This is a genomic window from Spongiactinospora sp. 9N601 (assembly GCF_044326295.1).
Taxonomy (GTDB): Bacteria; Actinomycetota; Actinomycetes; order Streptosporangiales; family Streptosporangiaceae; genus Spongiactinospora; species Spongiactinospora gelatinilytica.
The window spans coordinates 15,032-34,185 of record NZ_JBIRBB010000013.1 but is presented as its reverse complement, the minus strand read 5'-3'; the positions used below and the strand labels follow the sequence as shown (position 1 = coordinate 34,185).

Below are 19,154 nucleotides of genomic sequence, written 5' to 3'. Positions count from 1 at the left end.
GTGACTCAGCCGAAGATCAGCTTGTAGCCGTCCCGGCGCAGCGCGCCCAGTACCTCCTCGCAGTGGCCCGGGCCCTTGGTCTCCAGTTGCAGCAGCACCTCGACCTCGTCCAGGTGCAGACGCACGCCGACCCGCTCGTGTACCACGTCGAGCACGTTGGCGCCGAGCTCGGCCAGCCTGCCCAGCAGGGTGGCCAGCGCGCCCGGACGGTCGGCCAGGCGGATCCGGAAGGCCAGGTACCGGCCGGCGGCGGCCAGGCCGTGCCGGAGTACCTTGGCCAGCAGCAGCGGGTCGATGTTGCCGCCGGACAGCAGGGCGACCACGGGCGGCTCGAAGGCGTGCGGCCGGGCCAGCAGCGCCGCCACCCCGGCCACGCCGGCGGGCTCGACGACCAGCTTGCCGCGTTCCAGCATCAGCACCAGCGCCTGGGACAGCTCCTCCTCGGTGACCGTCACCACGCTGTCCACCAGGTAATGGATCAGCTCGAAGGGCAGGTCACCGGGCCGGCCGACGGCGATCCCGTCGGCCACCGTGGGCGAGGGCTCGACCATCACCGGCCGCCCGGCGGCCAGCGAGGCCGGGAACGCGGCGGCCCGCTCGGCCTGCACCCCCACGATCCGCACCCCGGGCCGCAGCGACTTGACCGCCAGCGCCATCCCGGCGGCCAGCCCCCCGCCGCCGACCGGCACCACGATCGTGCCGACCTCGGGCAGTTGCTCGATGATCTCCAGCCCGATGGTGCCCTGCCCGGCCACCACGTCGGGGTGGTCGAAAGGGTGGATGAACACCGCGCCGGTCTGCTCCGCGTGCTCCCTGGCCGCCTCCAGCGCCACATCGACGGTCTGCCCGGCGAACACGACGTCGGCCCCGTAGGCGCGGGTGGCGGCCACCTTGGGCAGCGGCGCGCCCTCGGGCATGTAGACGGTGGACTTGGCCCCGACCAGCCCGGCCCCGAGCGCCACCCCCTGGGCGTGGTTGCCGGCGCTGGCCGCGACCACTCCCCTGGCCTTCTCCTCGTCGGTCAGCCGCGCGATCCGCACATACGCCCCGCGCACCTTGAACGACCCGGCCCGCTGGAGGTTCTCACACTTCAGGTGGACCGGGCCCCCGACCGCCTCGGACAGGATGCGCGAGTGCAACACCGGTGTCTCCACCACGACATCGGCCAGCAACTCCCTGGCGGCGACAACGTCGTCATACGTCACCTGCGGGTCGGTCATACCGTCAGTGTCCCATGTCGCTGACGGGGGCCACGGCGGGCGGGGCGGCCGTCAGGTAGCGGGTGAACATCGCGACCGGTTCGTCCTCGAAGCGGGCCGGGTCGATGGGCTGCTCGGCCGAGCCGTGCGCCGCGGTGATCAGGTGGACGACCAGCTCGATCGTGGTGACGATGATCCGGGCGGCGAGATCGACGTCGCCGACCCGGACCTCCAGGTGCCCGCGCAGGAAGGGCCCGCGCGTAGGCGACGTCCTCGTTGTGGTACTCCTGGACCCTCTGGACCGGCTCCGGGGTGCGCGGGGCGTGCTCGATCATCACACGCAGGAGCCGGGGTCGTCGAGGTGGTTCTCGATGGCCGCCCACACCGGGACGCGCATGGTCGCCTCGATGCCGCCGGGCGGCTCCTCGGCCTGGTGGCGGCGAGTGCGCGCCATGCCGGCCTGGAGGTGGCCGGTCATCGGCTCGGCCGGCAGGCGCCCCTGCCCCGGGACCGCTTCTACACCTGGGTCGCGGGCGAATCCCGCCTCCCCACCGGCGGGTCGGGAACCTTGCGGTCGGAGCGGACAGTACCGAAGTGTGGACATGTCGATGCGTGCCCGGATCCGTGATGGGGATCAGGCGGCCTTCGCGCGACTCTTCGACGAGTACGCCAAGGCCGTCTACAACCACGCCTACCGCCTGACCGCCGACTGGAGCGAGGCCGAGGACGTCACGGCGCTGACGTTCCTGGAGGGCTGGCGGCTGAGAACCAGGATCGACCCCGAGGGGGGATCGCTGCGCCCCTGGCTGCTCGGCATCGCGACCAACGTCGCGCGCAACACCCGGAGGGCGGCCCGGCGGCACGACGACGCGCTGGCCCGCCTCCCCAGGGGTGAACGCGTACCCGACTTCGCCGAGGAGGTGATCGGGCGCATCGACGACGCCGAACGGCTGGCGGCCGTCAGGCAGGCGTACGGCCGGCTGCGCAAGCAGGAGCAGGACGTCTTCGCGCTGTGCGTCTGGTCCGGGCTCGGCTACGCGGAGGCGGCGGAGGCGCTGGGCATTCCGGTGGGCACGGTCAGGTCCCGGCTGTCCAGGGCCCGCAAGAAGCTCGCCGGCTTTCCCGGGGAACCGCCACCCGCGTCCCGACAGGTAGTAGGTGACCGAGGCCCTGCCAAGGAGGAGATGCGATGAACATGCCGGCCGACCGCGATCTTCCCGCGGGCCATCACCGACTGCTCAAGGAGTTCGTGATGACCGAGATCGCCAAGACGCCGCGCGCCACTGTGCGGCCCCGCTTCAAGCTGCTCGCCCCGCTGGGGGCCTTTGTGGCCGCCGTGGCCGTGGCCGTGCCGCTGATGATCGGTACCCCCGCCCACGCGGTGACCGAACTGCCCGGCGGCCTGATCGACATCACCATCAACGAGGCCAAGGACCCCGACCGGCTCCAGGCCGACCTGCGGGCCCTGGGCGCGAACGTGGTGGTCGACTACGTCCCAAGGGGCAAGAAGTGCGGCCCGGAACCCCGCGCGGCTCACTTCCTGAGCAAGGAGGAGGCGGCACTGTCGGTGTTCCCGCCGCCCCAGGGGCACGAGACCTCGTTCGTCATCGACCCGAAGGTGATCAGGCAGGGGCAGACGGGCGTGCTGGAGTTCAGCGTCTCCGATGAGGAGGACGGCGTACGGGTCGCCGGTATCTGGGCCAGAGTCGCCGAGGGCCCCGTGGCAGCCTGCACCCTCATCGACACCCCAGGCGCCCCACTGAACCACTGAACCACTGATCACCACTATCGTGGCATCGAGGGCCCGTCACGTACTTCGCGTGACGCGGCGAGTCGGCGCCTCAAGAGATCGGTTCTCGGCGCATGCCCTCCAGCCGGACGACCAGTTGGAGGGCGAGACAGCTCGTATGCATAGCGAATTCGTCGAATCCGACGTAGACATTGTGACCGGTGTGAATGGCGGTGCCTTCCGGACCAGGGGTGAAGGTGTCCGCCAGGACTCCTACCGGTTCGGCTCTGGTGACGGTGTAGACCGCCGAGGATTTTCGAAGCCGGGGACAGTGGGCCAGCGACTCGGGAATGCAGGCCAGGCAGGTCGGTGGGGCGTTGGTGAGACCGCTGTCTCGACTCATCGCGCGGAACGCGGTCTCGGTGATCACCCACCACACGCGTCCTGTCAGTGGATCTCTGCCGGTCATCCCACAGACCTGGCACAGGCCGCCCAGCATGGCCAGCCATTGACGTCTGACATTCAGCATCCGCCACAGCGGTTGACCTCGACGGTCCTGGCGAGAGCGGGCGCGGAGTATCCCGCACGCCCAATCGTCCGGCCTTGGATCGGGGTAGGCGAGCCGGATGTCCCTGGAGAGGTGCCGCTCGGCGAACAACAGGCGGTGCTCGACGGCTTCGCCGGACCAGGCGATCACATACGGAACACGCAGCGGTGTGGCCGCGTCCCTGGTGTGCCCGGCTGAGCGTGCTTGGGAGGCCACTTGGAGACCTCTGCCAGCCGTAGCGTGCGAGCCGCGTTCTTGACCGTCAGCAAAAGGGATCCGGCAGCCTGGAGTGTCATCTTCCATGCCCTCTCCCGACTTATGGCTTTTGTCGTATAGCGCGGGCTCCGAACCCCTTGTGGTGGAATTCGCGACCCATGGAAGGTCAGGGACGTGTTCCTCATCCGGCATACGTCCCAGCCTCATCGGTGGAAAGGGACGACAAAACTTCACTTGGGACGCCCCAGAGGACGTCTCTGGACGGTATAAACGTCCCATGGCAGCGAACGAGCGGTTACGTTCCGCGTTAGCCGCCGCGGGCCTTAGTGCTCATCAGTTGGCAGAGGCTGTCGGCGTCGACCCGAAGACGGCCGAACGTTGGGTGAGCACCGGCCGGACACCCCATCCGTCGATCGCGCGCAGAGCGGCGATCGTACTGCGTGAAGACCTGGTCTACCTGTGGCCCGCGATCGAGCACGGACGAAAGCGGCAATACGGAAACAGGGACTGGTCTCGGCCTTTCCCACGCGGGCCGCTGCACCCTTGGAACTGTGGCGTACGCTGTTCGAGCGGGCGCAGGAGCGCATCGGCATTCTTGCCTATGCTGCCGTGTTCCTCCACGAAACATGGCCCGATTTCAACGAGCTACTCGCAAGCAAACGAGGGGAAGGTTGCCGGGTTCGAATCCTTCTCGGCGACCCGAAATCACCGGTGATAGCCGCCAGAGGCCGCGAGGAGAAGTACGGTCACGGCATCGAAACCCGTTGTCGCGTGGCACTCATGCACTATCTGCCTTTAGCGGATTCCTCCGGCGCCGAGATACACCTCCACGAAACCACGCTGTACAACTCGTTGTTCATTGGCGACGATCAGATGATCGTGAACGCCCACGTGTTCGGAATGAACGCTTACGGCGCTCCCCTCTACCATCTTCGCCGCGTCGGCGATGGCGGCCTCTTCGATGTCTACGCTGAAAGCTTCGAGACCGTGTGGGAGCAGTCCCGGCCCGTGAGGAGCACCTGACCTGTGACACGCACCGAGTACTACGGCGATCCGGACGCGCCTCAGCCGAACAGTCTTGTCGTGGGCGTCTCTGTGGCCATCACGGACGAGCAGGGGCGCGTGTTGCTGCAACGGCGGACAGACAATGGCCTGTGGGCCCTGCCCGGGGGCGGCATGGACCTCACAGAGTCTGTACCCGAGGCCGGTCGGAGGGAGGTGAAGGAGGAGACCGGCTATGACGTGGAGATCTCGGGCATGGTCGGCCTCTACACCGATGCCCGACACATCATCGCCTACAGCGACGGTGAAGTACGGCGGCAGTTCAATGTCTGCCTCACCGGCAGGATCGTGGGCGGGGAAATGACAATCAGCGGCGAGTCCACGGAGCTTCGGTGGGTATCGGGCGCGGAGCTTGACGCGTTGCCGATGCACCCGACGCAGCGGTTGAGGCTCAGGCACTTCGTGGAAAGCAGGGACCAGCCGTACATCGGCTGATCGTGACGGGCCGTGTAGTAGCGGGTGCTGGGACGGCGCGGTACCACGACACGCGCGAAATGCCGGGCGCAAGAGCTGGAGCGAGCACGGCGGGGCGGCGTTTACCGGGCCTTGCCGTACGCCGGGCGGAGCCCGGCATGGGGAAAGCGTCCGAGCGAATGCGAGGGCCGTTGCGCGGGAGCGCGGAGGTCGGGCGAAGCCCGGCCGAGGGAACACGGCTGAGCGAAGCGAAGGCCATTGGGCGCGCGGAGCGCGGTGGGGTCGCCGGAGGCGGGGGGCATCGCCCCGGAGGGGCGGTGGGGGCGGCGGGTGGGTAACGGCGAGACAGCACAAGACGGCGCGGTGGCCTGGGAAGGGCCCTTTTCAGGCGGTGCTCGGTACGGCGGGCGACCAGGGCACATGCGAAACGCCGGGGACAGGGCGCAACCGAGCACGGCGGGGCGGCGTCTACCGGGCCCCGCCGTACGACGGGCGAAGCCCGGCCCTGGAAGAAGCAGGCGGAGCGTCAGCGAGGTCCATCGCGCGAGAGCGCGGCGTCGGGCGAAGCCCGACCTAGGAAATATGGCTGAGCGAAGCGAAGGCCATTGGGCGGCGGGGGCCTTGTAAGGCAAGCCCGGCGGGCGAAGGGCAGGGGGTCAGAGGTCGTAGGCGGGGTCGCCGGGGGTGGAGAAGACCAGGAGGGAGGCCGTGAAGCCGTGGACGTGGTTCTGGCCGCTCACCGGCCCCACCTCGCCCGCCGCGAAGAAGCCCGCCACGCCGATCGGCCCCAGCGTGTCGCGGACCGCGATGGGATCATGGTCGGCGCTGCCGAACATCGACGACCCCCGCCCGTTGCACGAGAACAGCAGCGCCCCGTCCACGCTCCCGTGCTCCTGCCGGTGCGCGTCCAGCAGTTCGTACAGGTCCTCGTCCGCCGTACGCGCGTCGCGGACCTGGAAGCGCACGGTCCGGCCGATGTCGAGCACGTCGCCGATGGCCACCGCCTCGCGTTCCGGGTCGATGCCCAGCACGCCCCGGATCAGGAAGTCCCCCCGCTCGTGCCGTTCGGCGTACTCGTCCATGGCCACGCCGATCTGCAGCCCGGAGGCGACGAGTTCGCGTTCGTCCTCCTCCAGCCCGCTGACGATGTCCTCCAGCCGCCCCAGCGCGGGCTGCCCGGCCAGTTCGAGCAGCAGGTTGTCCTCCGCGCGGGTGACGACCATGGTCGGGCCGATGGGCCGGCAGCCCTGGCTGACGACGGTGCTCACCGCGATCGGCCCGCCGAGGATGATCCCGATGGCCCCCTCGTCGTACACCTCGCCGTCGGCGAACAGCCGTACCGACCCCCGCCCCCGCATCCCGTTGGCCAGCCCGCCGATCAGCGGCAGGTCGCCGAGTACTTCGCCGGAGCGTTCGACGAACGCGTCCGTCGGGAAGCTGTACGGGTCGGCCAGGATGACCGCCACCCGGTCGTCGTGGACGCGTTCGGGCAGGCCGACCACCACGAACTTGTCGTCCGTCCGCAGCGTCTCCAGCGCGAACGGCGTGACCCGCGCCCCGTCGAGGGTCGCGGCCCAGGCGCTCACCGCGGGGTTCAGCTCCACGCCCCTGGCGTCGCCGATCACGCCGGTGGCGCTGCACCCGATGACGTGCGCGCCGGGGGCCATCCGCATGGCGCGGTGCCCGGCCCTGGCGACGTCCTCCGGCTCCTCGCCGCAGATGAAGAAGCAGACGAGCTCGGCCGGCGCGCTCAGGCCGGACAGAGCCTGGCCAATCGCCGCCTCCGCGGCCTCCTCCAGGTCGGGCCCGACAGCGAGGCCGTCGGCGAAGCGGCTCGTCAGCAGTGCCACCGGACTCGCCTCCTCAACTACCGGCAATGACAGGAACTGTCCCCTTGGCCCGATTCTCCCCACTGAATCGACAAGCACGCGTGCCAATCCCCATATCGATGCTCAAACCCCCGCTCAGCGGGGGTGTGGCCGCACCAAGTAGGCCGATCGGGCTGCCGCACCCCCCTCCAGGGACGTAGTCTCGAACCCGTGCATCAAAACCCAGAGCTCCACACTCTGCGTGAGCTGCGCCAGAGCGGCCATATTCACCGCACGGTGAAGGCGGAGATCCGTGCGAACCTCCTGGCCCGGCTGCGGGCCGGCGAGGATCGGTTCCCCGGCATCGTCGGCTTCGACGACACGGTGCTGCCGCATCTGGAGCGCGCCCTGCTGGCCGGGCACGACCTGGTCCTGCTGGGCGAGCGCGGCCAGGGCAAGACCCGCCTGATCCGTACCGTGACCGGCCTGCTCGACGAGTGGACCCCGATCGTCGCCGGGTGCGAGATCAACGACCATCCCTACGCGCCGTCGTGCGTGCGCTGCCGCAGGCTGGCCGCGGAGGCGGGTGAGGATCTGCCCATCGCCTGGAAGCACCGGGACGAGCGCTACGGCGAGAAGCTCGCCACCCCCGACACCTCGGTCGGCGACCTCATCGGCGACGTCGACCCGATCAAGATCGCCGAGGGCCGCACCCTCGGCGACCCGGAGACGGTCCACTACGGGCTGGTGCCGCGCAGCAACCGCGGCGTGTTCTCCGTCAACGAGCTGCCCGACCTGGCCGAGCGCATCCAGGTCTCGCTGCTCAACGTGCTGGAGGAGCGCGACATCCAGGTCCGCGGGTACAACCTGCGGCTGCCGCTCGACATCCTGCTCATCGCGAGCGCCAACCCCGAGGACTACACCAACCGCGGGCGCATCATCACCCCGCTGAAGGACCGCTTCGGCGCGGAGGTCCGCACCCACTATCCGCTCGACCTCGACACCGAGCTGCGGCTGATCCGCCAGGAGGCCACGCTCGGCTGGTCCGAGCTGGACGCCGAGCTGCCCGACCACCTGGTCGAGGTGATCGCCCGGTTCACCCGGCTGGTCCGCGAGTCCACCGCGGTCGATTCGCGTTCGGGGGTGTCGGCCCGGTTCTCCATCGCCGCGGCCGAGTCCGCCGCCGCCTCCGCCGTACGACGGGCGGCGCTGACCGGCGAGGAGCACGCGGTCACCCGCGTGTGCGACCTGCCCTCGGTCGTCCACACGCTGCGCGGGAAGGTCGAGTTCGAGGTCAGCGAGGAGGGCCGGGAGACCGACGTGCTGACCCACCTGCTGCGCAGGGCCACCGCGGAGACCTTCCGCGGCACTCTGGGCGGCATGGACCTCAGCGCGCTGCTGGCGAAGTTCGACGACGGCGCGCAGGTGGAGTCCGGCGAGCTGATCCAGGCGGGCGAGCTGCTGCGCCGGATCGGGCCGGTGGAGGGCCTGGCCAAGATCATGTCCAAGCTGGGCATGGGCGAGGGCGAGGAGTCCCCGGGACACGCCGCGGCTGCGCTGGAGTTCGCGCTCGAAGGGCTCTTCCTGATGCGCCGCCTGTCCAAGGACGTCACCGAGGGCAACGCGATCTACCGCACCTGACGCCGTCCTGCAGAGGGATCAGCCGACCTTCAGGGGGCATGGGATGAACTACCGGTATGGGCAGTACAACGACGGGCCGGACCCACTGGCGCCGCCGTATGACGTGCGGGCCGCGCTCGACGAGATGGGCGACGCGATCCTGTCCGGTTCCACGCCCCTGCACGCGCTGCGCGACCTGCTGAAGCGCGGGCTGCCGGGCGCGCCCGACCGGCGCGGGCTCGACGACCTGCTGCGCGAGGTACGGCGGCGCAGAAACGAACTCCGCGAGAGCGGCCGGCTGGACGGCACCCTGGAACGCGCCAGGGCGCTGCTGGACAAGGCGATCGGCCAGGAGCGGGCGGAGCTGTTCCCCGACCCGGCCGACGAGGCCCGGATGCGCGAGGCCGAGCTGGACGCGCTGCCCGACGACACCGCGAGCGCCATCCAGGCGCTGCGCGACTACCAGTGGCGTTCGGCGGCGGCCCGGCAGACGTACGACGAGCTGCGCGACCTGCTCCGCCGCGAGGTGCTGGACAGCCGCTTCGCGGGCATGCGGGACGCGCTGGCCGACCCCGACCCGCAGGCCATGGAACGCGTCCGGCGGATGATGTCGGCACTGAACGACATGCTGGACCGCGACGCCCGCGGCGAGCACACCCAGGCTGATTACGACCGGTTCATGGAGGAGTTCGGGGACATGTTCCCCGAGCGCCCCCGCAACCTGGAGGAACTGGTCGACACGCTGGCCCGCCGGGCCGCCGCGGCGCAGCGGATGCTGGCCTCGATGACCCCGCAGCAGCGCGAGGAGCTGGCCGCGCTGATCAGCCAGACGCTGGAGTCGGCCGGGCTCGCCGAAGAGATGCGCAGGCTCGGCGACGCCCTCTACGCCCGCCGTCCCGACCTGCCGTGGAACACCCCGGAGCGGTTCTCCGGGGAGGACCCGATGGGCATGGGCGACGCGGTCAGCGCGCTGACCGAGCTGGCCGACCTGAGCCGGCTCGAAGCCGCGCTCCGCCAGGACTACCCCGGGGCCCGGCTCGACGACATCGACGAGGCGGCGATCCGGCGAGCGCTCGGCCGTTCCGCGGTGGACGACCTCGCGGCCCTGCGCCGGATCGAACGCGAGCTGGAGCAGCAGGGCTACCTGCGCCGCCAGCGCGGCAAGCTGGAACTCACCCCCAAGGCGGTGCGCCGGCTGGGCGAGACGGCGCTGCGCCGGGTCTTCTCCTCGCTCGACGCGGGCCGCCGCGGCGACCACGACCAGCGCGACGCGGGCGCGGCGGGCGAGCCGACCGGCTCATCGCGCGCCTGGCATTTCGGCGACGAGCAGCCGCTCGACGTGGTCCGCACCGTGGTCAACGGCGTACGGCGGGGCGGGGGCTCCCCGGTGCGGCTGACCGTCGACGACTTCGAGGTCACCGAGACCGAACGCCGCAGCGCGGCGGCCGTCTGCCTGCTGGTGGACCTGTCCTACTCGATGGCGCTGCGCGGCACCTGGGCGGCGGCCAAACAGACCGCGCTGGCCCTACAGGCGCTGGTCGCGTCCAAGTTCCCCCAGGACGCGGTGCAGATCGTCGGGTTCTCCAACTACGCCAGGGTGCTCCAGCCCGACGAGCTGGCCGGGCTGGAATGGGACATGGTCCAGGGCACCAACCTGCACCACGCGCTGCTGATCGCGGGCCGCCACCTGGACCGGCACCCCGACTTCGAGCCGGTGGTGCTGGTGGTCACCGACGGCGAGCCGACCGCGCACCTCCGGCGCAACGGGCGCTACGCGTTCGAGTGGCCGCCGTCGGCCGAGACGCTGGAGCTGACCCTGGCCGAGGTGGACAAGATGACCCGGCGCAGGGCCACGCTCAACGTGTTCATGCTGGCCGCCGACGAACGCCTGAAGGAGTTCGTGGACGAGGTCGCCCGGCGCAACGGCGGGCGGGTGTTCTCGGCGAGCGCCGACCGGCTCGGGGAGTACGTCGTCAGCGACTTCCTGCGCAGCAGGCGCGCCCGGCGCTAGCCGCTCAGGCGTTCTGCAGGGTGGCGTAGTCGGCGAGCGCGAGGTCGAAGCCGTCGCGCTGATGGTGGTGGGAGCGGTAGCAGGGCCGCCACGCCGTACTCCCGCCGCCGCCCGCCCGCGCGTCGGCCAGCGCGCCCGGGACCCGCTCGGGCCGGGGCAGCACGCCCCCGCACAGGTAGCGGGCGACCGGCTCGCCGGGGCGCAGATGCCGCCAGCCGCTCTCTTCGTCCCACTGCAACCGCGTGCCGTCGGTGAGCCGGAGCGTCGCCGCGCGCGGCCCGCCGCCGCTCGGGTCCGCCTCCCACCAGTCGTCCACCGCGTCGCCGAGCGCCTCGACGACGCGCCTGAGATAGAAGCCGGGCTGCCGCCGCCACTCGTCGGTGTACGGCTCCACATGCCTGACCGCCACGAGCGGCACCTCCTTGTGCCATGGCGGAACCATCGGGGAAAAGTGACCTAAGTAACCATCGGAAAGGTGACCCAAGTGTGGCCCGCCCGCGTCCGCCAGGGGCCGAGCCCGTAGGGAATCCTACTCAGCAAGGGGTGAGCGGGGGGCGGTAATCGACGCATCCGAGACACGACCTCTTCTGGAGTCACGCCCGGCTCTGGAACGCGGCGAATTGTCCGGCCGCGAGTCGTGACATCGGTGCGGGCGACGTCCCCGGCAGGGGGCCCGGCGAGTCGGAAAGGGGTGAGCGGAATGATCGCCGTCGTACTGATCGTGTTGATGGTCGTCGCGTGCGTGGCCTATGAGTTCTGTCTCGGCGCCCTCTCCCGCTGCCGCCCGGAGGCGGGAGACGAGGTCGTCACCGCGGAAGGCCGCGACGCGCCGCCGGCGGGGTGAGGACGAACCTCCCGGTGCGATCACCGGGAGGCTAGTCTTCTGGCCTATGGGTACGCTGCTGCTTTGGTTGCACATCGCCTTCGCGATCTTCGCGATCGGTCCGGTGGTCGCGGTGACGAGCGCCACACCGCGTTACATCCGCGCAAAGGACGTCAACGTCCTGCGCTATCTCCACCGCAGCACCCGCGTCTTCGGCGTGCTGGCGCTGGGGGTCTTCCTGTTCGGGCTGATCCTGGGCGTGACGATGGGCGGTGGCACGCTCGGCAAGCCGTACCTCTCGATCTCCATGACGCTCTTCATCGTGGCCGCGGTGCTGCTGGTCATCATCGACCGTGACCAGAGCACCGCGATCCAGGTGCTGTCGAGCGAGAGCCCGGCCGACGACGCCAAGGTGCAGTCCGGCAGGGTCGCCGCCCTGGCCGGCATCGTCGCCCTGCTGTTCCTGGTGATCCTGGTGCTGATGGTGTGGTTCTGAAACGCTGTTAGAAAGCCCGGGTGAGGTCGGCCAGCAGGTCGTCGATCGACTCGATGCCCACGGACAGCCGGACCAGGTCGCCCGGCACCTCCAGCGGCGACCCGGCGACCGAGGCGTGCGTCATCCGGCCCGGGTGCTCGATCAGCGACTCGACGCCACCCAGCGACTCACCGAGGGTGAACAGGCGGGTCCGGCCGCAGATCCGCACGGCCTCCTCCTCACCCCCCGCGACCTGGAAGGACACCATGCCGCCGAACCGCCGCATCTGCTTGGCGGCGATCTCGTGGCCGGGGTGTCCGGGCAGGCCCGGGTAGAGCACGCGGGTCACCTTGGGGTGCGCGGTCAGCAGCTCGACCACCCGCTCGGCGTTGTCGCAGTGCCGTTCCATGCGCACGGCCAGCGTCTTGATGCCGCGCAGCGTCAGCCAGGCGTCGAACGGCCCGGCCACCGCGCCCATCGCGTTCTGGTGGTAGGTCAGCTTCTCGCCCAGCTCCCGGTCGGCGACCACCAGCGCGCCGCCCACCACGTCGGAGTGCCCGCCGACGTACTTCGTGGTCGAGTGGACCACCACGTCGGCCCCGAGCGCGAGCGGCTGCTGAAGGTAGGGCGAGGCGAACGTGTTGTCCACCACCAGCAGCGCCCCGGCCTCGTGCGCCACCTCGGCCAGCGCGGCGATGTCGGCGACGCTCAGCAGCGGGTTGGTCGGGGTCTCCACCCAGATGACCTTGGTCTTCGGGGTGACCGCCGCCCGCACGGCCGCCACGTCGGAAAGCGGCACCGGGTCGAACGCCAGCCCCCACCCGTCGAGCACCTTGGCGAACAGCCGGAACGTGCCGCCGTAGGCGTCGTGCGGGATCAGTACGTGATCGCCCGGCCGGCACACCGCGCGCAGCAGCGTGTCCTCCGCGGCCAGCCCGGACGCGAACGCCAGCCCGCGCACGCCGCCCTCCAGCGCCGCGATGCACTCCTCCAGCGCGGCCCGCGTGGGGTTGGCCGACCTGCTGTACTCATATCCCGAACGCAGGCCGCCGACGCCGTCCTGCTTGTAGGTGGAGGTGGCGTAAATCGGCGGCACGACCGCACCCGTGGCCGGGTCAGGCTCTTGACCAGCGTGGATGGCCAGCGTCTCGAATCCATTGCCCATGCGGCCACCGTACCCTCCCGCCCCGCCGCACAACGGTCAACTCCAGCTCTTCGGCCGCGTATAGGTCAGCCCGGCAGGTCCGGGAACCAATGGTGGTAGCTGGGACTTTCTGATGGTGTCGATGCCCAGGAAGAACCGCCCGTGCGCGGCGCGCCCCAGCACGTCCGAACGTCTGCCCGGAGGAAAGACGACGATCACTCCCACCGCCGGATTCACCCGGCGGACCGCACGGATGGCCGCGCAGAAATCGCTGTCCCCGGACACGAGCAGAATCTTGTCATAGCCTCCCTGCACCGCGTCTTCGATCATCGCCAGGGCGATGGCGACATCGGATTCCTTCTCCTCATAGGTGCGCCAGGTCGCACCACAGGCACGGCACTGCCGATGCCGCTCCTGGAACCGGCCGAGCACGATCTCCACGGAAGTGTGCGCCTGCAACGCGCCCAGGTAGGCGTTCTGCCGAGTCTGTGCGGCCGGGTCGTTTCTGATCGGCGCGGTGAAGTAGCGAACAGAGGCGAGCCGCTGGTGCGGCCGGAGCAGCCGGCGCGTCATCGCCTCCAGGTCGAGCCACAGATGGCGACGGCCATATGGACGAATGCCGTGATAGAGATTGAACCCGTCAATGTAGGCGGCAACCGCCTCTGACTTGGGATTCTGGTTGTGCTTCATGGGGGACCTGACCTATTCTGAAGTCATCCCGGTCAGGGATTGACGTCCTTGGCCCGACGGCCCTCTTTTGAGGGCCGTCTCTTTTTTCGAGCCTTTGTTCGAACCGCATCCCGATCGTAACTCACAATGCGCGATCGAGTGGCTACTTTACGCACACGCCATTCGGCCGAACGGCTGATACGGGCCGGTGGCGGGCCCCCTTAGGCTCGATGCCGTGGGTGACACCAATCGGCTCGTCTACTGGGGCAGGAGGCTCGGCCGGATCGCGTTGATCGGCTGGATGTGCCTGCTGCTCATCGGCGATCTCGGGATGGCGCTCGCCCAACGCCCGGTCGCGCTGTTGCCGTTCGTGTGCGGGGTGGCCGGGTTCGTCGCGGTGCTGACGCGGGCCCGGTGGCGGATGCAGTCGCTGGCGGCGCTGCTGGGGCTGTCGCTGCTGTCGTCGATCCTGATCGGCGCCCTCGGGCCGGTGGGCTCGGAGCAGTACATCGGCATGGCCGAGGGGTGGGCGATCCTGTTCCTGACGGTCGGGGCGTTGCGCTGGGTGGAGCCGATCGGCCGGGCCGTGCTGCTGGCGCTCGGGTCCATGATCGTGCTGGTGGTCGCGTCGGGCACCCGGTCGGAGGAGGTCGCGGCGCTGGCCATCGGCCTGCTCAGCCTGATGGCCTGGTCGTTCGCCGCGGGCACCGGGGCCTATCTGCGGTTCCAGCGCGACCGCCGGGAGCAGGCCACGCACGCCGTACGGCGGGCCGAGCGCCTCGAACTCGCCAGGGAACTGCACGACCTGGTCGCGCACCACATCACCGGCATCGTCGTGCAGGCCCAGGCCGCCCGCACGGTCGCCGAGCAGAAGCCGGAGGCGGTCGTGCCCGCCCTGGACGCCATCGCCACCGCCGGGGCCGACGCACTGACCTCGATGCGCCGCCTGGTCAGCGTGCTGCGGGCACAGGACGACGCCTCCCGGACGCCGGGCGTGGCGCTCGCCGACCTACGCGTCCTGGTGGAACGCTTCAACATCGGCGGCCGGACGAAGGCGGTCTTCGAGGTGGGGCGCGGGGTGAGCGAGGCCGTGCTGCCGCAGGAGACGTGGACGACCCTCCACCGGGTGCTCCAGGAGTCGCTGACCAACGTCAGGCGGCATGCGCCGCACGCCGGCTGGGTGGAGATCGACCTGCGCCTGGTGCAGGGCTGGCTGTGGATGCGGGTGCGCAACGAGAGCCCGCCCGGCGAGGCCCGCACGCTGCGGCTGGGCGGCGGGTTCGGGCTGGTGGGCATGGGCGAGCGGGTCGAGGCGCTGGGCGGCCGGCTGTTCGCCGGCCGCGCGCCCGACGGGGCCTGGGAGGTCATCGCCCAGCTCCCCGCCGCGGCGGCCTAGTGATTGGTGAGGAAGGTCAGGATGTCCTGGCGGGTGAGCATGCCGACCGGCTTGCCGTCGTCGAGGACCACGGCCGCGTCGGCCTTCTCCAGGGCGGCCACCGCGATGGAGACCGGCTCGCCCGCGCCGATCATCGGCAGCGGCGCGGACATGTGCCCGGCGAGCGGGTCGGAGGCGTGTACCCGGCCGTGGTAGAGGGCGTCCAGCAGCTCGCGCTCCACGATGGAGCCGACCACCTCGGCCGCCATGACCGGCGGCTCCTCCTTCATCACCGGAAGCTGTGACACCCCGTACTCGCGCATGATCTCGATCGCCGTGCCCACCGACTCGTGCGGGTGGGTGTGCACGAACTGCGGCAGTTGCCCGGACTTGCGGCTCAGCACGTCGCGGACCGCGCCTTCGCCGGCCGAGGTGGAAAGGAAGCCGTAGTCGGCCATCCAGTCGTCATTGAAGATCTTGGACAGGTAGCCGCGCCCGCCGTCCGGCAGGAGCACCACGACCACGTCGTCCGGGCCTCCGGCGGCGGCCACCCGCAGCGCCGCGACCACGGCCATCCCGCACGAGCCGCCGACCAGCAGGGCCTCCTCGCGGGCCAGCCGCCTGGTCATGCCGAAGGAGTCGCGGTCCGCGACCGCGATCACCTCGTCGCACACGCCGGTGTCGTAGGTGGCCGGCCAGATGTCCTCGCCGACGCCCTCCACCAGGTACGGGCGGCCGGACCCGCCGGAGTAGACCGATCCCTCGGGGTCGGCCCCGATGACCTTGACCCGGCCGCCGGAGACGTCCTTGAGGTAGCTGCCCGCGCCGCTGATCGTGCCGCCGGTGCCGATGCCGGCCACGAAGTGGGTGATCCGGCCCTCGGTCTGTTCCCAGATCTCCGGCCCGGTCGAGTGGTAGTGGCTGGCCGGATTCTCCGGGTTGGAGTACTGGTCGGGCTTCCAGGCGTTCGGCGTCTCGCGGGCCAGGCGGTCGGAGACGGAGTAGTAGGAGTCGGGGTGGTCGGGGGAGACGGCGGTCGGGCAGACCACCACCTCGGCGCCGTAGGCGCGCAGTACCGCGACCTTGTCCTGGGCCACCTTGTCGGGCACCACGAACAGGCAGCGGTAGCCCTTGCGCTGCGCGACGATGGCCAGCCCGACACCGGTGTTGCCCGAGGTGGGCTCCACGATCGTGCCGCCGGGCCGGAGCGCTCCAGAGCGCTCGGCCGCCTCGACCATGCGCAGCGCGATGCGGTCCTTGACCGAACCGCCCGGGTTGAAGTACTCCACCTTGGCCAGCACCTGCGTGGGCACTCCGGCCGCCACGTTGTGCAGCCGGACGAGGGGGGTGTCCCCCATCAGTTCGATCAGCGAGTCATGTACGCGCACCGCTCGAAACCACCTTTGCCCACGAAAGCGCTTGTCTCCTTCCCAAAGCTACCGTGACCAGCACGAAAAGAAGGATGATCGAGGCGCGTCTCCTTGCCGTTCTCCGAGGAAGAACCGAGAAAGACCAGTACGTATGTGGTCATCGGTACGAGGGGGCGGCGTGATCTGGACTCCGGGGGTCGCGCGGGCGGCGCGGCGGATCGCGACGGCGGCGGCGTTCGGCGGGGGCGGGCTGACCGCGGTGGGGGCGGTCACCTACGGCCTGCTGGTGGCCGAGGGGCTGCTGGCGCGCAGGCTGGTAGGGCGGCCGGTGGCCGAGGAGGGCCCGCCCGCCGACGGGATCTACGGCGAGGGTCCAGGGGAGCCGATCGGCCTGGTCATGCTGGGCGACTCGACCTCGGTGGGGCTCGGGCTGGACGACCCGGCGGAGACCCCGGGCGCGATCTTGGCGAACGGCCTGGCCGCGGTGGCCGAGCGCCCGGTACGACTGACGGTGGCCGGTATGTCCGGAGCCGAGTCCGTCCACCTCGACGGGCAGGTGGACCAGGCCATCGCGACGCGCCCCGACATCGCGGTCATCTTCATCGGGGCCAACGACGTCACCACCCAGACCCGGCCCGCGCAGGCCGTGGCACATCTGAGCAAGGCGGTGCGGCGGCTGACCGGCGCGGGGGCAGAGGTGGTCGTCGGGACCTGCCCGGACCTGGGCACGGTCCGGCCGATCGCGCAGCCGCTGCGCTGGATCACCCGGCGCTGGTGCCGGGAGCTGGCCGCCGCGCAGACGGTCGCGGTGGTCGAGGCGGGCGGGCGTACGGTGGCGTTCGCGGACCTGCTGGGACCGGAATTCGCGACAAACCCCCGCGAGATGTTCGGACCCGATCGATATCACCCATCTGCCAGAGGTTACCAACAGGCTGCTTACGCGGTGCTACCGTCTGTATGCACCGCGCTGGGGCTCTGGCCCGAGCCCGAGCCCGAGCGTGGCGCGAGATCGAAGTCGATCTACCTTGCGGCGGCCCTGGCCGCGGAGGAGTCAGGCACCGAGGTCACCGGTACCGACGTCGCCGGCCGTACGGCCGCGCCACAGCGACGGCGGGTCAGGTTTCTTCGCAGACGGGCGACCGCCCTGCCCGACGATGCCTGACCTCGCTCACACTCCGCCCCAGGGCCGTCACTCCCCGCCTCTAGGAGTGAATGCCCGTGATCCGCCCCCGCCCCGCCCACCGTCGCAGGGGACCCGCCGCCGCGCTCGCGGGCGTGCTGGCCCTCGCCGGCTGCACCGGCAGCGACGCCGCCACCCAGGCCGCCCCCACCTGGTCCAACGGCCAGGTCAACGCGGTGAGCCGGATCGTCACCGCAGGAGGGGTGCTGGCCGCCACCGCGTTGCGGCCCGACGGCGGCATGGAGACCTTCACCGCCGAACTCGCCACCGGGCGGCGGCTGTGGACGGCCCCGGCCACGATGGCGGGCCGGCTGCCCGGCATGGGCGTGGCCCCGCCCGCCGCCGTCACCACCGGCAAGGGCGAGACGGTGGTGGCGTCGCTGGACCCGGCCGCCAAGAAGGGCAGGTGGCACGCCACGCTGGTGGCGCGCGACGCGCGCACCGGCGGCCCGCGCTGGAGCCGCCCGGTCCACTCGTCGTTCGGGCCGCAGAGCTGCGGCCCGTACCTGTGCCTGACCGAGCACACCGCGACGGCCGGGGCGCGCACGGTGATGCTCGACCCGGCGACCGGCAGGACCCTGTGGAAGCTGCCGGGCATCGCGGAGGTGGAGTGGTCCGACGCCACGCGGGTGGTGCTGCTGCGGCTGGCCCGCCATCCGGTGCTGGAGAGCTACGACCTGAAGTCCAGGAAGGTCATCTGGCAGCAGCCGGTGGAGCGGGCGCTGGGCGAGGGAGTGGACATGTCGGGCGGATGGGCCTTCGGGGCCGCACAAGACGACCTGGTCGGATATATCGCCCCCTACCCTGACTCGCGCAAGCGGAAGGTCTCCGCCTTCGGCCTCTTCTCCGTCCGGCTGGAGGACGGCTCGATCAACTGGATGCGCCCCAGCGTCGTACGCGTCTATCCGAGCGGCAACCCCGGCTTCGCCCCGATCGTGCGCCCGGTGGACGACCAGGGCCGCTACGGCGGTTTCGCCCGGCTCGATCCGGCGACCGGGCGGGTGCTCGGCCAGGTCGGCGTGGGCGACGCCCCCGGGTCGGGCTGGTGGCTGGCCTTCCCGCCGCGAATGGACCGCATCGGCTTCCTCAAGCACGGCGCGCAGGGCGCCGCCTACGAGCTGGCCACCGGCCGCGCCGCCAAGCAGGAGAAGCAGCGCGCCTGGTCGTTCTGCGTGACCGACCCCAAGCCGCTGCCGATCAAGGGCCAGCCGCCGGGGTTCTACTCCGTGGCCGCCCTGTGCGAGTACGACCTCGGCACCGGCAAACGCGCGGAGGGCCAGGCCGCGCCGCCGCCGTGGTTCACCGGCAGCCAGGACGGCTGGCGGCTGTGGCGCGACGAGCGCGGCGCGCTGCACGGCATCAAGGACGGCGCGGTGTCCGCCCCCGGAATGTACGGCTGAGCGCGCCATCCGAGCCCCGCAGTACAAAGTTCTGTTCACCGGCCCCCCGGCCGGGACGACCACGGACTTGCGAGGTAATCTCCGGATCAGAGCGCCGAACCACACCAGGAGA

At 70.8% G+C, this 19,154-nt stretch carries 19 protein-coding genes; 11 read left to right on the top strand and 8 right to left on the bottom strand.

What is annotated here, in order from left to right:
• Positions 1 to 5 precede the first annotated feature (5 nt).
• The gene (gene ilvA / locus ACH34R_RS28715) at positions 6 to 1,220 is read right to left on the bottom strand and encodes a threonine ammonia-lyase (RefSeq protein ID WP_397564652.1); all 1,215 of its coding nucleotides are present in this window, start codon (positions 1,218 to 1,220) and stop codon (positions 6 to 8) included.
• A gap of 313 nt (positions 1,221 to 1,533) precedes the next feature.
• Positions 1,534 to 1,677, bottom strand: a complete 144-nt coding sequence (locus ACH34R_RS28710; protein WP_397564651.1) for a hypothetical protein — start codon at positions 1,675 to 1,677, stop codon at positions 1,534 to 1,536.
• Positions 1,678 to 1,807: 130 nt separating this feature from the next.
• Between ACH34R_RS28710 and ACH34R_RS28705 the strand changes: the two genes are divergently transcribed.
• On the top strand, positions 1,808 to 2,392 hold the full coding sequence (locus ACH34R_RS28705; protein ID WP_397564650.1) for an RNA polymerase sigma factor: 585 nt from the start codon (positions 1,808 to 1,810) through the stop codon (positions 2,390 to 2,392).
• Positions 2,389 to 2,970 carry a hypothetical protein gene (locus ACH34R_RS28700; protein WP_397564649.1) on the top strand — a complete coding sequence of 194 codons (582 nt, stop codon included), beginning with the start codon at positions 2,389 to 2,391 and terminating at the stop codon, positions 2,968 to 2,970. Before ACH34R_RS28705 ends, ACH34R_RS28700 begins: the two co-directional genes overlap by 4 nt.
• A 70-nt stretch (positions 2,971 to 3,040) precedes the next feature.
• On the opposite strand, the gene ACH34R_RS28695 is transcribed toward ACH34R_RS28700, so the two are convergent.
• The gene (locus ACH34R_RS28695) at positions 3,041 to 3,625 is read right to left on the bottom strand and encodes a hypothetical protein (RefSeq protein ID WP_397564648.1); all 585 of its coding nucleotides are present in this window, start codon (positions 3,623 to 3,625) and stop codon (positions 3,041 to 3,043) included.
• Positions 3,626 to 4,234: 609 nt separating this feature from the next.
• Here ACH34R_RS28695 and ACH34R_RS28690 point away from each other — a divergent pair.
• Both ACH34R_RS28690 and ACH34R_RS28685 read left to right on the top strand, forming a co-directional pair.
• Positions 4,235 to 4,714 carry a DUF5919 domain-containing protein gene (locus tag ACH34R_RS28690; RefSeq protein ID WP_397564647.1) on the top strand — a complete coding sequence of 160 codons (480 nt, stop codon included), beginning with the start codon at positions 4,235 to 4,237 and terminating at the stop codon, positions 4,712 to 4,714.
• A 3-nt stretch (positions 4,715 to 4,717) separates the two neighbouring features.
• On the top strand, positions 4,718 to 5,188 hold the full coding sequence (locus tag ACH34R_RS28685; RefSeq protein ID WP_397564646.1) for an NUDIX domain-containing protein: 471 nt from the start codon (positions 4,718 to 4,720) through the stop codon (positions 5,186 to 5,188).
• A 635-nt stretch (positions 5,189 to 5,823) separates the two neighbouring features.
• On the opposite strand, the gene ACH34R_RS28680 is transcribed toward ACH34R_RS28685, so the two are convergent.
• Complete coding sequence (locus ACH34R_RS28680) at positions 5,824 to 7,017, bottom strand: FIST N-terminal domain-containing protein (RefSeq protein WP_397564645.1); 1,194 nt, start codon at positions 7,015 to 7,017, stop codon at positions 5,824 to 5,826.
• 189 nt (positions 7,018 to 7,206) lie between these two features.
• On the opposite strand from ACH34R_RS28680, the gene ACH34R_RS28675 reads away from it, so the two are divergent.
• Positions 7,207 to 8,616 (top strand): sigma 54-interacting transcriptional regulator, encoded by a 1,410-nt coding sequence (locus ACH34R_RS28675; protein ID WP_397564644.1) that lies wholly within the window; start codon positions 7,207 to 7,209, stop codon positions 8,614 to 8,616.
• A gap of 43 nt (positions 8,617 to 8,659) precedes the next feature.
• Positions 8,660 to 10,606: a hypothetical protein gene (locus ACH34R_RS28670; protein WP_397564643.1), complete on the top strand. Its 1,947-nt coding sequence runs from the start codon at positions 8,660 to 8,662 to the stop codon at positions 10,604 to 10,606.
• A 4-nt stretch (positions 10,607 to 10,610) separates the two neighbouring features.
• On the opposite strand, the gene ACH34R_RS28665 is transcribed toward ACH34R_RS28670, so the two are convergent.
• The gene (locus tag ACH34R_RS28665; protein ID WP_397564642.1) at positions 10,611 to 11,048 is read right to left on the bottom strand and encodes a DUF6292 family protein; all 438 of its coding nucleotides are present in this window, start codon (positions 11,046 to 11,048) and stop codon (positions 10,611 to 10,613) included.
• Positions 11,049 to 11,306: 258 nt separating this feature from the next.
• Between ACH34R_RS28665 and ACH34R_RS28660 the strand changes: the two genes are divergently transcribed.
• Complete coding sequence (locus ACH34R_RS28660) at positions 11,307 to 11,450, top strand: hypothetical protein (RefSeq protein ID WP_397564641.1); 144 nt, start codon at positions 11,307 to 11,309, stop codon at positions 11,448 to 11,450.
• Positions 11,451 to 11,496: 46 nt separating this feature from the next.
• Complete coding sequence (locus ACH34R_RS28655; protein ID WP_397564640.1) at positions 11,497 to 11,925, top strand: hypothetical protein; 429 nt, start codon at positions 11,497 to 11,499, stop codon at positions 11,923 to 11,925.
• 7 nt (positions 11,926 to 11,932) lie between these two features.
• On the opposite strand, the gene ACH34R_RS28650 is transcribed toward ACH34R_RS28655, so the two are convergent.
• The gene (locus tag ACH34R_RS28650) at positions 11,933 to 13,069 is read right to left on the bottom strand and encodes a cystathionine gamma-synthase (RefSeq protein ID WP_397564639.1); all 1,137 of its coding nucleotides are present in this window, start codon (positions 13,067 to 13,069) and stop codon (positions 11,933 to 11,935) included.
• 36 nt (positions 13,070 to 13,105) lie between these two features.
• On the bottom strand, positions 13,106 to 13,738 hold the full coding sequence (locus tag ACH34R_RS28645) for an NYN domain-containing protein (protein ID WP_397564638.1): 633 nt from the start codon (positions 13,736 to 13,738) through the stop codon (positions 13,106 to 13,108).
• Between the two features lie 214 nt (positions 13,739 to 13,952).
• Here ACH34R_RS28645 and ACH34R_RS28640 point away from each other — a divergent pair, with 214 nt between their 5' ends.
• Positions 13,953 to 15,113: a sensor histidine kinase gene (locus ACH34R_RS28640; protein WP_397564637.1), complete on the top strand. Its 1,161-nt coding sequence runs from the start codon at positions 13,953 to 13,955 to the stop codon at positions 15,111 to 15,113.
• Here ACH34R_RS28640 and ACH34R_RS28635 read toward each other — a convergent pair.
• Positions 15,110 to 16,480, bottom strand: coding sequence for a cystathionine beta-synthase (locus ACH34R_RS28635; RefSeq protein WP_397564636.1), 1,371 nt, complete (start codon positions 16,478 to 16,480; stop codon positions 15,110 to 15,112). The genes ACH34R_RS28640 and ACH34R_RS28635 overlap by 4 nt on opposite strands.
• Positions 16,481 to 16,640: 160 nt before the next feature.
• Here ACH34R_RS28635 and ACH34R_RS28630 point away from each other — a divergent pair, with 160 nt between their 5' ends.
• Both ACH34R_RS28630 and ACH34R_RS28625 read left to right on the top strand, forming a co-directional pair.
• Positions 16,641 to 17,624 carry an SGNH/GDSL hydrolase family protein gene (locus tag ACH34R_RS28630; RefSeq protein ID WP_397564635.1) on the top strand — a complete coding sequence of 328 codons (984 nt, stop codon included), beginning with the start codon at positions 16,641 to 16,643 and terminating at the stop codon, positions 17,622 to 17,624.
• Positions 17,625 to 17,674: 50 nt separating this feature from the next.
• The gene (locus tag ACH34R_RS28625; RefSeq protein WP_397564634.1) at positions 17,675 to 19,042 is read left to right on the top strand and encodes a hypothetical protein; all 1,368 of its coding nucleotides are present in this window, start codon (positions 17,675 to 17,677) and stop codon (positions 19,040 to 19,042) included.
• Positions 19,043 to 19,154 lie beyond the last annotated feature (112 nt).